The sequence below is a fragment of the Azoarcus sp. TTM-91 genome (genome assembly GCF_012911025.1).
Taxonomy (GTDB): domain Bacteria; phylum Pseudomonadota; class Gammaproteobacteria; order Burkholderiales; family Rhodocyclaceae; genus Azoarcus.
Genome location: NZ_WUEI01000019.1, coordinates 50,922 through 62,954, shown reverse-complemented (window position 1 = coordinate 62,954; position 12,033 = coordinate 50,922). Strand labels below are relative to the sequence as shown.

At 70.6% G+C, this 12,033-nt stretch carries 13 protein-coding genes; 5 read left to right on the top strand and 8 right to left on the bottom strand.

Annotated elements, in window-relative coordinates:
- From GRF61_RS08115 to GRF61_RS08100, 4 genes are all read right to left on the bottom strand, one after another.
- On the bottom strand, positions 1-1,156 hold a 1,156-nt coding region (locus GRF61_RS08115; protein WP_169150163.1), incomplete at its 3' end, for a retention module-containing protein.
- Between the two features lie 144 nt (positions 1,157-1,300).
- Positions 1,301-1,924, bottom strand: coding sequence for a response regulator transcription factor (locus GRF61_RS08110; protein ID WP_169150162.1), 624 nt, complete (start codon positions 1,922-1,924; stop codon positions 1,301-1,303).
- Positions 1,921-3,336 carry an HlyD family type I secretion periplasmic adaptor subunit gene (locus GRF61_RS08105; protein WP_169150161.1) on the bottom strand — a complete coding sequence of 472 codons (1,416 nt, stop codon included), beginning with the start codon at positions 3,334-3,336 and terminating at the stop codon, positions 1,921-1,923. The genes GRF61_RS08110 and GRF61_RS08105 overlap by 4 nt, the downstream gene beginning before the upstream one ends.
- Positions 3,336-5,510, bottom strand: a complete 2,175-nt coding sequence (locus tag GRF61_RS08100; RefSeq protein WP_169150167.1) for a type I secretion system permease/ATPase — start codon at positions 5,508-5,510, stop codon at positions 3,336-3,338. Before GRF61_RS08100 ends, GRF61_RS08105 begins: the two co-directional genes overlap by 1 nt.
- A gap of 264 nt (positions 5,511-5,774) precedes the next feature.
- Here GRF61_RS08100 and GRF61_RS08095 point away from each other — a divergent pair, with 264 nt between their 5' ends.
- Positions 5,775-6,146 (top strand): PilZ domain-containing protein, encoded by a 372-nt coding sequence (locus GRF61_RS08095; protein ID WP_169150160.1) that lies wholly within the window; start codon positions 5,775-5,777, stop codon positions 6,144-6,146.
- Between the two features lie 71 nt (positions 6,147-6,217).
- On the opposite strand, the gene GRF61_RS08090 is transcribed toward GRF61_RS08095, so the two are convergent.
- The 4 genes from GRF61_RS08090 to GRF61_RS08075 form a co-directional block, all read right to left on the bottom strand.
- A complete protein-coding gene (locus GRF61_RS08090) occupies positions 6,218-6,856 on the bottom strand; it encodes a DUF3299 domain-containing protein (RefSeq protein WP_169150159.1) in 639 nt (212 codons plus the stop codon).
- Positions 6,857-6,858: 2 nt separating this feature from the next.
- Complete coding sequence (locus GRF61_RS08085; RefSeq protein WP_169150158.1) at positions 6,859-8,139, bottom strand: ABC transporter permease; 1,281 nt, start codon at positions 8,137-8,139, stop codon at positions 6,859-6,861.
- Positions 8,136-8,843 (bottom strand): ABC transporter ATP-binding protein, encoded by a 708-nt coding sequence (locus GRF61_RS08080; RefSeq protein ID WP_169150157.1) that lies wholly within the window; start codon positions 8,841-8,843, stop codon positions 8,136-8,138. The genes GRF61_RS08085 and GRF61_RS08080 overlap by 4 nt, the downstream gene beginning before the upstream one ends.
- A gap of 67 nt (positions 8,844-8,910) precedes the next feature.
- On the bottom strand, positions 8,911-9,450 hold the full coding sequence (locus GRF61_RS08075; RefSeq protein WP_169150156.1) for a DUF2796 domain-containing protein: 540 nt from the start codon (positions 9,448-9,450) through the stop codon (positions 8,911-8,913).
- Positions 9,451-9,526: 76 nt separating this feature from the next.
- On the opposite strand from GRF61_RS08075, the gene GRF61_RS08070 reads away from it, so the two are divergent.
- The 4 genes from GRF61_RS08070 (at position 9,527) to GRF61_RS08055 (ending at position 12,030) form a co-directional block, all read left to right on the top strand.
- Positions 9,527-10,033: a Fur family transcriptional regulator gene (locus GRF61_RS08070; RefSeq protein WP_169150155.1), complete on the top strand. Its 507-nt coding sequence runs from the start codon at positions 9,527-9,529 to the stop codon at positions 10,031-10,033.
- A 151-nt stretch (positions 10,034-10,184) separates the two neighbouring features.
- Positions 10,185-10,391, top strand: coding sequence for a hypothetical protein (locus GRF61_RS08065; protein ID WP_169150154.1), 207 nt, complete (start codon positions 10,185-10,187; stop codon positions 10,389-10,391).
- Complete coding sequence (locus GRF61_RS08060) at positions 10,388-11,167, top strand: ABC transporter ATP-binding protein (protein WP_169150153.1); 780 nt, start codon at positions 10,388-10,390, stop codon at positions 11,165-11,167. Before GRF61_RS08065 ends, GRF61_RS08060 begins: the two co-directional genes overlap by 4 nt.
- The gene (locus tag GRF61_RS08055) at positions 11,164-12,030 is read left to right on the top strand and encodes a metal ABC transporter permease (protein WP_133590075.1); all 867 of its coding nucleotides are present in this window, start codon (positions 11,164-11,166) and stop codon (positions 12,028-12,030) included. Before GRF61_RS08060 ends, GRF61_RS08055 begins: the two co-directional genes overlap by 4 nt.
- Positions 12,031-12,033 lie beyond the last annotated feature (3 nt).

Sequence of the window (12,033 nt, the reverse complement as noted above, 5' to 3'; positions counted from 1 at the left end):
CGTTGGTCGAGGTGCCAGTCAGCGTCGGGCTGCTGCCGTCGGCGCCCAGTTCGAGATCGACCGTGACGGTGGGCTGCAGGTCGAAGCTGTCCGAGTCAGTCGCAGTCGCGCTGTTGTTGGCGTTGTCCATCGCGGTCGCGGTCGCCGTGTAGGTGACTTCTTCGTTGAAGGTCAGCGTGCTGGTATCCACGCTCCAGCTGCCATCCGGGTTCAGCGTGGCGGTGGCGGTCTGGGTCGAGCCGTCGGTGCCGGTGATGGTCACTTCGACGCTGGTGGCGTTGGTCGAGGTGCCAGTCAGCGTCGGGCTGCTGCCGTCGGCGCCCAGTTCGAGATCGACCGTGACGGTGGGCTGCAGGTCGAAGCTGTCGGTATCCGTTGCGGTGGCCGTGTTGTTCGAGTTGTCGGTGGCGGTGGCGGTCGCGGTGTAGGTGACTTCTTCGGTAAAGCTCAACGTGCTGGTATCCACGCTCCAGCTGCCGTCCGGGTTCAGCGTGGCGGTAACGGTCTGGGTGGAGCCGTCGCTGCCGGTGATGGTCACGGTGACGCTGCTGGCGTCGGTGTAGGTGCCGGTCAAGGTCGGCGCAGTGCCGTCGGCGCCCAGTTCCAGGTCCACCGTTACCGCGGGAACGGTACTGGGCGGCGTGGGTGTAGTGGTGGCGGGAGTGCCGTCATCCGCTTCCGGGGCGCCCGGCAGGCGCTCGTCGATGCGGTCCGGCTCGGTCGGGGCGAAATCGAAGGCCAGGGGATCCACGCCTTCGGTGATGCGCAGCAGGCGGACGAAGTTGTTGCCTTCGCCGCCAGCGCCGCCCGCCAGGCCGGCGGCCGGTGCTTCCAGCGCGTCGTCCAGGTTGCCGCCGTCGTTCAGCGCCTGGATGACCTGGGCGATGGAGGCGTCGCCCAGCTGGGCATCCAGCGCCTGCGGACGGGAGGTTTCGGACAGCTCGGCGGTAACGGCGATGCTCTGGTTCTGCTCGACCGGCAGCACACTGCCATCCTCGAATGCCAGTTCCACCCGACCGCCGCTGGAGGTGACGACGGTTTCACCCTCGTTGATGGCATCGCCGGCGCGCAGCAGGCGCATCCTGCCTTCCGCATCGCGGGCGTAGGCGGTACCGGTTACGGCGACGACGGTGGCGACGGGTTGGGCAGTGGCCATGGTGGCTGGATCCTCGGACAATCGGCCGCGCAGCGAAGAAGAGGCGGCCGGAACGGTTTATCGACGGATCGCAGCTTAGCGAGGGCAGGGCCAGCTACATATTGGACTAGTGGACAGGTCGTGACCTGCGTCACGCGAAGCCGTTCAGGCCGTGGCTTCGCGGGATTCGGTGGCGCCGGACATAAGCAGAACGAGTTGCAGGCGGTCGCGCACGCCCAGCTTCTCGAAAGCGGCGCCGAGGTGGGCCTTGACGGTACGCTCGGTGATGCCCAGGCGCAGCGCGGCCTCCTTGTTGGACAGGCCGTCGGCCACCGCCCTGGCCACTTCCAGCTCCCGCGGCGACAGCATGGCGAAGCGTTCGTCGCCGGCTTCCGCCGCTGGCGGCAGGGCGCGGCGGGCGGCGCCCACCACCCGCGACATCAGCTCCGGCCCTATCCACAATCCGCCGTGCTGCACCACCAGCGCGACTTCGCGCAGCTGTGCCGGCGTGGCCTGGGCATGGCAGTAGCCGCGCGCGCCACCATCCAGCGCCAGCAGGGCGCGGCGTTCTTCCGGCTGCGGATCCAGCACCACGCAGGGCGCGGCCGGATGGGCCGCCAGCTGGCGGCCAAGCGCGGCCCGCCACTCCGGCAGCGTGGCGAGCAGCCAGACGATGCCGTTCGAATCGACGGCGCCGGCCTCGCCGGCCGAGGCCAGCGCCTCCGGGAAGGCTTCCTGCCAGCGCGGCTGCAGCATGCCGCCAGGGGTGATGAAGTGATGCACGCTCATCGCTCCGTCATGGCGTTGCCCTTGGCCCGCAGCACGGGCTTGAGCAGGTAGGAGAGCACCGTCTTCTTGCCGGTGAGGATGTCCACCTCGGCGACCATGCCGGGGATGATGGGCAGGTTGTCGCCCAGGCTGGCGTTCTTGGTGCGCACCCGGATCACGTAGAAGGCATTGCCCTTGTCATCGACCACGGTGTCGGCAGAGATGTGCTCCAGCTCCGCCTCCAGGCCGCCATAGATGGAAAAGTCGTAGGCGGTGAACTTGACCATGGCTGGCTGGCCGGGACGCAGGAAGGCGATGTCCTTGGGCTTCACCTTGGCTTCCAGCACCAGGGCGTCGTCCAGCGGCACGATCTCCACCACCTCCTTGCCCGGCTGCACCACGCCGCCCACGGTGTTGACCAGCAGGCGCTTGACCGTGCCGCGCACCGGCGAGCGCACCTCGGCATGCTTCACCTTGTCCGCCAGCGCGCGGCTGCCTTCGGACAGGCTGCCGAGCTTGCCCATGGTGTCCGAGAGCTCGTTGCGCAGCTGGTTGCGCACGTTCAGCTCCACTTCCTGGATCTTGCGCGTGGCTTCGGTGATGGCCGACTGGATGCGCAGGATCTGCGCCGAGGACTGATCACGATCGCCACGCAGGCGGGCGACGTCCCGCTCCAGCCGCAGCAGGTCCACTTCGGAAACCGCGCCGGAGGCCATGAGCGGCTTGGTCACGTTCAGCTCCTGGGTGGCGAGGTCGAAGGCGCGGCCGGCCTGCTCGCGCCGCGCCCGCACCTCGTTCAACTCCTGCTCGCGCTGGCTGAGCTGCTGGCGGGCGATGGAGAGCTGGGCCTCCATCTCCGCCCGGCTGGATTCGTACAGCTGGCGTTCGTGGGCGGCGATCTCCGGCACCTCCTTCAGCACCTCCGCCGGCATGTCCAGCGGCGTGCCGGAGGTGAGCGCCTGCAGCCGCGCCGCCTTGGCCTGCAGCGCCCAGTAGGTGGCGCGGCTTTCCAGCAGGGAGGAGACGAAGCGGGTCGGGTCTATGCGCAGCAGCAGGTCGCCAGCATTCACCACCTGGCCTTCGCGCACCGGCATTTCTTCCACCACGCCGCCATCCACTGACTGGATGACCTGCAGCTGGGACGAGGGAATCACCTTGCCCTCGCCGCGCGTCACCTCGTCTATCGGGGCGAAAGCGGCCCACAGCAGCAACAGCAGCAGCAGGCCGAAGATCACCCGCAGCAGCAGGCGGGCGCGCAGTGGCTCCTGCTGCAGCTGTGCCCAGTCGGCATCGCCGGCCCAGTCCAGGCGCTCGCGCGGCATCGGCAGGAAGCGGGCGAAAAAGCGGTCCAGCAGCGGATTCACCGGCTTCGCCAGGCGCTGTGAGACTTGGCCGACGCGCTCGAAGGCGCGCTGGGAAGACAGGTCGCCCATCAGGCAGCCCTCCCGATGCGGCCCTGGCGCAGCGCTTCAACCACCTGCGCCTTGGGCCCGTCGGCGACGATCTTGCCGCCATCGACGACGATGATGCGGTCAGCCAGGTCCAGCAGCGAGGTACGGTGGGTGACGATGATCATGGTCTTGCCCCGTGCCGCCTCGCCGAGGCGGCGCTTCACTTCTTCCTCGCTGGTGTGGTCCATGGCCGCGGTGGGCTCGTCCAGCAGCAGGATGGGCGGATCGTTGATCAGCGCGCGGGCGATGGCCACGCCCTGGCGCTGGCCGCCGGAGAGGGACTCGCCGCGCTCGCCCACCATCATGTCGAAACCGCGCGGATGGGCGTTGATGAAATCGGTGATGCCGGCGGCGGTGGCGGCGCGCAGCACCGCCGCGTCTTCCGCCAGCGGCGACGCCAGGGTGATGTTCTCGCGCAGGCTGCCGTAGAACAGGGTGATGTCCTGCGGCACATAGCCGATGTGGCGGCGCAGCTCGGCCGGGTCCAGCTGGCGCTGGTCGATGCCGTCTATCAGCACCGCGCCGTCATCCGGCTGGTAGAGGCCGAGGATGAGCTTCTCCAGCGTGGTCTTGCCGGAGCCGACCCGGCCCAGCACCGCGATGCGCTCACCCGGGCGGATGCGCAGCGACACATTGCGCAGCGCCGGCACTTCCTGGCCGGGATAGGTGAAGGAGACGTCGCGGAACTCGATCGCACCGGCGAAACCCTGGCGGCTGACGAAATTGCTGCCCTCGGGCCGCTCCACCTCCTGCCCCATCAGCGTGTCCAGCGAAGCCAGCGCGGTGGAGGCGTTGTAGTACTGCACCAGCAGGCCGGCCACCTGGCCGACCGGCGCCATCGCCCGCGACGACAGCATGTAGCAGGCCACCAGCCCGCCCATGGTCAGCAGGCCTTCGCCGATCATGTAGACACCGCCCAGGATCACCACCACGCTCACCACCTGCTGCACCCACATCGCGCCGTTGGTGGTGGAGGCGGACAACAGGCGCATGCGGGTGGACACGTTGGCGAGGTGGGTGGCGCTCTGCTCCCACTTGCGCTGGATGGCGGCCTCGGCGCCTATCGCTTTCACCGTTTCCAGGCCGACCAGGCCTTCCACCAGCACCGCGTTGCGCTGCGCGCCGGTGCGATAGGTGCGCTCGGCCAACTCGTGCATGCGGCCCTGCACCGACATCGCATACAGCAGCAGCGCCGCCACGCCGAACAGGAAGGGCAGCAGCAGCGGCCAGGCGATCCAGCCGATGACGACGAGGAAGACCACCGCAAAGGGCAGGTCGATGAAGGCCACCACCGTAGCCGAGCTGATGAAGTCGCGCACCGTTTCGAAGGCGCGCAGGTTGGCGGCGAAGGAGCCGGCCGACACCGGCCGCGCGGCCATGCGCAGGCCCAGCACCCGCTCCATGATGTAGGCGGAGAGCTTCACGTCGGCCCGGCTGCCGGCCAGGTCGACGAAATGGCCGCGCATGGAGCGCAGCGCGAAATCGCCGCAGAGCACGATGAACACGCCGGCCGCCAGCACCCACAGGGTATCGGTGGCCGCGTTCGGCACCACCCTGTCGTATACGTTCATGACGAACAGCGGCATCGCCACCGCGAACAGGTTGATCATCGCCGCCGCCATCAGCACGTCGCGGTAGAGCTGGCGGTTGTCGGCGATCACATCCCAGAACCAGTGCTTGCGCGGGTCCTTCTTGACGCCGGGTACGCGGGCATCGAAACGGAAGCCCGGCCGCAGGTAGATGACATGGCCGGTATGGCGGGCGAGCAGTTCGGCCTGCGGCAGCGTCACCGCCGCTTCGCCGAGCTCGGGAAAGATCACCTCAAGCTCGCCGGCGGCGGCGTCGCGGCGCAGCAGGATGCAGGCCTGCTCGCCATCCAGCAGCAGGATGGCGGGCAACAGCGCGGCGTTGACGCCGTCCAGCCCACTGGCCACCACCCGGGAGTTCATGCCGGCGCGGCGCGCGGCGCGCTCGAACAGCGAGGGCGTCAGCCGCCCGTTCTCCACCGGCAGGCCGGCCAGCGCCGCGTCCGCCGTCAGCGCGCCGCCGTGGGCGCGCACCACCAGCAGCAGGCACTCGAGCAGGGAGTCCAGCCGCGGCGCGGCGCGGCGCCCCGTGTCCGCGCCCGCCGCCTGCGGCACGCCTTCGAGCACCATCGTATTGTCGCTTTCCGCCACGTGATCCGCCGTCCTGTCTTAGGCCATCGTCATCGGGCCGCGATCTTGCGCCGGCCCAGGGAGCGCGCGGATTCTCGCACGCATGGGCCTTCCCCATCGTGACGGGTTTCCGGTTTCCGCCCACATCGCGGACGCATCCGGGTCTGCATCATGCATATCCACGGCTTGCGGGCCTCGCGCGCCCCTTCCACAATGAGAGACATCCACCCCGGCCTGCTGCGGCCATTCCGCGGAGCTCCCTGCATGCAAACCGAACAGCGCAAATTTTCCCGCATCCGCTTCCAGAGCGGCGCTCATCTGCTGGTGGATGACACCGAGACCGCCTGCGAGATCTGCGACCTGTCGCTGAAGGGCGCGCTGCTGGTGTTGCAGGAGGAAAGCACGCCGCCCAGCCTGGAGGTGGGCGGCCGCTGCATGCTGGAGCTGCGCCTGGACGACGCCGGCACCGCGGTGCGCATGGAGGGCGACGTGGCCCACCGCGAAGGCCGCCGCCTCGGGCTGGTGTGCCGCGAGATCGACCTCGACAGCATCACCCACCTGCGCCGCCTGCTGGAACTCAATCTCGGCAACGCCGCGCTGCTGAACCGGGAATTCTCGGCGCTGATCGCCGACTGAGGGCGGCCCCGGCCCACGGGCCGCTTCGGCCCCGCCAGTTGCCAGCCGCAGCCCAAGCCGCGCGCAATACCTCAGCGCGGCAACGGCTCCTTGTACTCCTCCACCTTGATGCCGCGCATCGCGTAACCGGCGGTGCCCATGTCGGACTCCACCCGGCTGATCGCCATCACCCCGTTCACCCACACCGGCGCCATGTTCCAGGCCGCCGGCACCGGCTTGTCCGGGATCACGTGGATGAGCTGGTTGGCCGGCGGCGGCGGCACATGCACGCAGGCGCCAAAGTAAGGCACCAGCAGGAATTCCTTGATGGTCTTGCCGTCGCTTTCCAGCGGCACGATGAAACCGGGAATGCGTACCCGGCTGCCGGCCAGCTTCTCCACCACCGGCGCCTTGTCCCACTCGGCGCGGATGCGGTTCATCGCTTCCAGCGCGCGCGGATCGTTGTCCTGCAGGTCGGAGAGGTCCAGCGTCTCGAAAAACTTCTCCGGGTTCCAGTCGGCCGGGATGAGGTCGTCCCAGCTGATCTCGCGGAAGGCGCCGGCGGCGGCGCCCTTGGGCGCCAGGCGGTCGCCCACCTTGTAGTCGGCGGCCGGTGCCGGCTTCTCGGCCAGCGCGGCACGGCCGCCCAGCGCCAGGCCGGTAGCGGCGAGACACAGCAGCGCCACGGTGGCAAGGCGGCGCAGCGGAGAAAGTCGCAAGAAGCGTTTCATGGTCAGATCCTGATCGTCATGCCATCGGCCAGCGAATAACGGTAGGCCCGCAAGCCGGGCAGCACGCTGGCGAGCAGGCTGGCAGCGAACACCGCGGCCAGCAGCCGCAACTCCGCCGCACCAGGCCAGCCCAGGCTCAGCGCCACCCCGTACCCGGCCTGCAGCCAGGGGCCGGCGAGCGCGGCCGCACCATACACCAGCGCGAGGCCGAGAGCGATGCCGGCGGCGCTGGCGGCGAGGCTCTCCAGCGCCAGCAGCGCGAACACCTGTCGCGGCCCGGCGCCCAGCGCGCGCAGGATGGCCAGCTCCCGCCGCCGCTCGCCCAGGCCGGCCACCATCACCGCCACCAGCCCCGCAAGGCCGACCGCCACCACCAGCGCCGACACCGCCAGCAGCGCCTGCTCGGCCATGCCCACCAGGTTCCACAGCTCCTGCAGCGTGGCGCCCGGCAGCACCGCGGACAGCGGCTCGGCGGTGTCGGTGTTGATCGCGCGCTGCACCCGGAACACCGCGATACGGCTCTTCAGCCCGACCAGCGCGGCGGTCACCGTCTTCGGCCGCAGGTCGAACTTGCGCACATGCTCCGGCGCGATGCTGAGGCCGGGGATGGGGGCGCCGCCGGCCCAGTCCACATGGATGGCGGCGATGCCCTCCAGGCTCACCAGCACCGAGCGATCCACCGGCGTGCCGCTGCGCGCCAGGATGCCGACCACGGTGAAGGGCTTGTCCGCATGCTCGGCGAAGCGGGTGCCGTCGGCGCCGGCGCCGTGGCTGAGCACGATGCGGTCGCCGACGCGATAGCCGTGGCGCGCCGCCACCTCGGCACCCAGCACCGTCTCGAACACGTCGCCGAAGGCACGGCCCTCGGCGAAGGCGAGGCTGCGGCGCTCGCCATAGCGGTAGTGCTCGAAATAGGCCGCCGTGGTGCCGACCACCCGGAAGCCGCGGTGGGAGTCGCCCAGCGCCAGCGGCACCACCCAGTCCACCTGCGGCATCGAGGCGATGCGCTGCACGCTGTCCCAGGAAATTTCGTTGCTGGCGTTGCCGATGTGGAACACCGAGTAGAGCAGCAGCTGCGCGCCGCCGCCGCGGGCGCCGACCACCAGATCCGTGCCGGAGATGGTCTGGGCGAAGGCGGCGCGGGCGTCGCTGCGCAGGCGCTCGACACCGATCAGCATCGCCACCGACAGCCCCACCGCGACCACCGTCAGCGCCACCGACAGCCGGCGGTTGAGGATGCTGCGCCAGCACAGATGCCACAGCAGGCCGAAGCGCGGCTTCATCGCCCGGCTCCGGCATCGGCGCGGTTGAGTGCGGCGAGGTCCGCCACCCGGTCGAAATGCCCCGCCAGCCGGCCATCGTGGCTGACGAAGAGCAGCGCCGCGCCGGCCGCCGCGCATTCGCCCAGCAGCAGATCCAGGAAGGCTTGCTGGCGGTCGGCGTCCAGCGCCGAGGTCGGCTCGTCCGCCACCACCAGCGCAGGCCGGCCGATCAGCGCCCGCGCCGCCGCCACCCGCTGCTGCTGGCCCACGGACAGTGCCGCCGCGTTGCGGCCCAGCAGGGCCGCGTCCAGATCCAGCCGCGCCGCCAGCCGCAGCGCCTCGTCCACCGGCGTGGTAGCGGCCTCGGCCAGGCGCCGCGCCCGCAAGGGCGAGAAGCGGCAGGGCAGCAGGATGTTGTCCAGCACCGAAAGGTAAGGCAGCAGATTGAAGAGTTGGAAGACGAAGCCGACGTGGTCCGCCCGGTAGCGGTCGCGCCGACCCGCCGGCAAGGCCGCCAGGTCCTGCCCATGCACCGCCACCGTGCCGGCGTCCGGCAGCAGCACGCCGCCGATCAGCGACAGCAGGGTGCTCTTGCCGCTGCCGCTGGGGCCGCGCAGGAACACCCGCTCGCCGGCGGCGAGGCGGAAATCCTCCACCGCCAGGCAGTCCGCTGCCGCGCCCGGCCAGCGGAAGCGCAAGCCCTGCACCATCACCGCCTCGCTCATCCGGCTCGACCCCGGCGGAGACCTGGCTGCCCCGGCCCTCGGCCTTCGTCATGCCACATGGCCGGCCTCACAGCGGCAGCTGGCGACGCTGCGGGTTCAGCACCTGCGCCGCCTGGCCGCGCTCGGAGACACGCTCGGCGCGAACCTCGCGGGTGCGCGGGAAGGCATCGAACACCAGCACCTCCAGCGTGTCCAGCGCCTGCGGCCGACCGCATTCGAAGGTGTAGGCCACCTCCATCTCGGCATGGCCGCCGGCGGCATGCGAGTGGTCGTGCTCGACCTCGGCGGCGGGCTCCTGGCGCGCCAGCGCCCAGGGCGAGGACAGCTCCACCGTCTTCAGCCCGCAGCCGGCGGCAGCTGGCAGGCGGAACAAGCGGCCGGCGTTGCGCAGAGTAGCCTCCGCCTCGGCCAGCAGACGGTGCTGGCGCTCATCGCTGGGCGCATGCTCGAAACCCACCAGGGTATCCAGCGGGCTGGCGTATTCGACCTGCAGCATCCTGCCCTCCAGCGCCACCCGCAGCTCGGCCACGCCGTGGTCGTGGGCAGCATGCTGGGCGCGGGCGGCGGAACAGAAGCAGGCGAGCAGGAGGGCGAGCGGCAGTCTCATGGCGGCACCGGAAGGGCATGGCGGGAAGGGATGCAAATGCTACAATGTTGCAATATCGCCCGCAAATTGCCCCGCCATGACCCAGCCCGAAGCCCGCCAAACGCACACCGCGCCCGCCGAGGCCCATGACGTGCCTGCCGATGCACGCGCGCTGATCGCCGCCCGCGGCGGCCGCGTCACCCGCACCCGGGTGGCGGTGCTGGAGATCCTGCAGGCCAGCGACCGCCCGATGAGCCACGACGAGTTGGGCGCCGAACTGGCCGCCGCCGACATCGCCCACGACCGGGTGACCCTCTACCGCGCGCTGGACTGGCTGGTGGAGCAAGCGCTGGCGCGGCGCATCGCCGGCAGCGGCAGCGACCGCGCCTGGCGTTTCGAGCTGCTGCGCGCCGACGGCCACCGCCATGCCCATTTCCATTGCGACTGCTGCGGCCAGGTGATCTGCCTGGAAGGCCTGGAGCCGGCGGTGGCGGTGGCGCTGCCGGCCGGCTTCCAGCTGGAGCGCGCCGAACTCGTCATCCACGGCGCCTGTCCGGACTGTGGCGTGCAACGGGCCGGCCCGGCGGCGAGGCGGCGGCGCTGACGACAGTCGGGATTGCCTTTACTGCAACAGTGTTGCATCATTCGCCCCCCGTTTTTGCACGCCCCGTCACCCGGACAAGCAGCTGACCCGCCGCTCTTTCAGCACCTTCCGCCGGCGCGACCGGCCCCTTCTCCAGCTCCGGCTCCCTCCGATGCCCACCCGTCCCACCGCTCCCTCTCCCGCTTCCCCGCTCGCACCGGCGGCCGTGCATGACCACGGCCATGCGCACGAGCACCGGCCAGCGCGGCCCAAGGTGAAGCGCAGCCTGCTGGGCACCGGGCTGGCGGCACGGCTGGCGATCGCGGTGGCGGCCAGCGGCCTGTTGTGGCTGACGCTGAACTGGGCGATGCGCACATGAACGCCGCCCTGCCGCTGGCCCACGCCCCCGTCCGTCCGCCGCTGCTGGCCTTCGAGGATCTGACACTGGGCTACGACCGCCACCCGGCGGTGCATCACCTCAGCGCCGAAATACCCGCCGGCGCGCTGGTGGCCGTCATCGGCCCCAATGGCGCCGGCAAGTCCACCCTGCTGAAGGGCGTGGCCGGCGAACTGCGGCCGATAGGCGGCACCATCCGCCTCGGTTGCGATCCGCATCGCGACGTCGCCTACATGCCGCAGCGCGGCGAGCTGGACCACAGCTTCCCGGTCTCCGTCTTCGACATGGTGGCCATGGGCCTGTGGCGCGAGCTGGGCGCCTTCGGCCGGCTGGACGGCGGGCGCCGCCGCCGGGTGCTGGCGGCGCTGGCGGCAGTCGGCCTGTCCGGCTTCGAGTCGCGCCCCATCGGTTCGCTGTCCGGCGGCCAGCTGCAGCGCGCCCGCTTCGCCCGCCTCATCCTGCAGGATGCGCCGGTGATCCTGCTGGACGAACCCTTCGCCGCCATCGACGTGCGCACGGTGGAAGACCTGGTCGCCATCATCCTCGGCTGGCATGCGGAAGGCCGCACGGTGCTGGCGGTGGTGCACGACTTCGAGCAGGTGCGCCGCCATTTCCCCAGCTGCCTGCTGCTGGCGCGCGAGTTGGTGGCCAGCGGCCCCACCGCCGAGGTGCTCACCGAGCCGCTGCTGCACCGCGCCCGCCACCTCTCCGAAGCCTTCGACGACCACGCCGCCGCCTGCCGCCGGGACGACAAATGACGGAACTGCTGCTGTCTCCCTTCGCCGACTTCGGCTTCATGCGCCGCGCGCTGGCCGGCTGCCTGGCGCTGTCGCTGGGCGCGACGCCGGTGGGCGTTTTCCTGATGCTGCGGCGCATGAGCCTGATGGGCGATGCGATGAGCCACGCCATCCTGCCCGGCGCCGCGCTCGGCTACCTCGCCTTCGGCCTGTCGCTGGGCGCCATGACGGTGGGCGGCATCGTCGCCGGCCTGGTGGTGGTGTTCGCCGCCGGCCTGGTCACCCGCAGCTCGGTGCTGAAAGAGGACGCCAGCCTGGCGGCCTTCTACCTGCTGTCGCTGGCCGCCGGCGTCATGATCGTCTCGCTGCGCGGCAAGAACCTGGACCTGCTGCATGTGCTGTTCGGCTCGGTGCTGGCGCTGGACGACGGCTCGCTGCTGCTCATCGCCGGCATCGCCACCGTCACCCTGTTCGGCCTCGCCCTGCTGTTCCGCCCCCTGGTGCTGGAGTGCTTCGACCCGGCCTTCCTGCGCGCGGTGAGCGGCTGGTCGCCGGTGGCGCACTACGGCTTCCTGGTGCTGGTGGTGCTGAATCTGGTAGCCGGCTTCCATGCGCTGGGTACGCTGATGGCGGTCGGCATCATGATCCTGCCCGCCGCCGCCGCCCGGCTGTGGGCGCGCGGCCTGCCGGCGCTGCTGCTGCTGGCGGTGCTGTTCGCCTTCGGCAGCGGCGTCGCCGGGCTGCTGGTTTCCTACCATGCCGACGTGCCCGCCGGCCCCGCCATCGTGCTGATGTGCGGCCTGGTCTATTTCGCCTCCCTGCTGGCCGCGCCGGGCGGCCTGCTCGCCGGCCGCCTGCCGCTGCGCCGCCATCTCGAATCCTGAGCC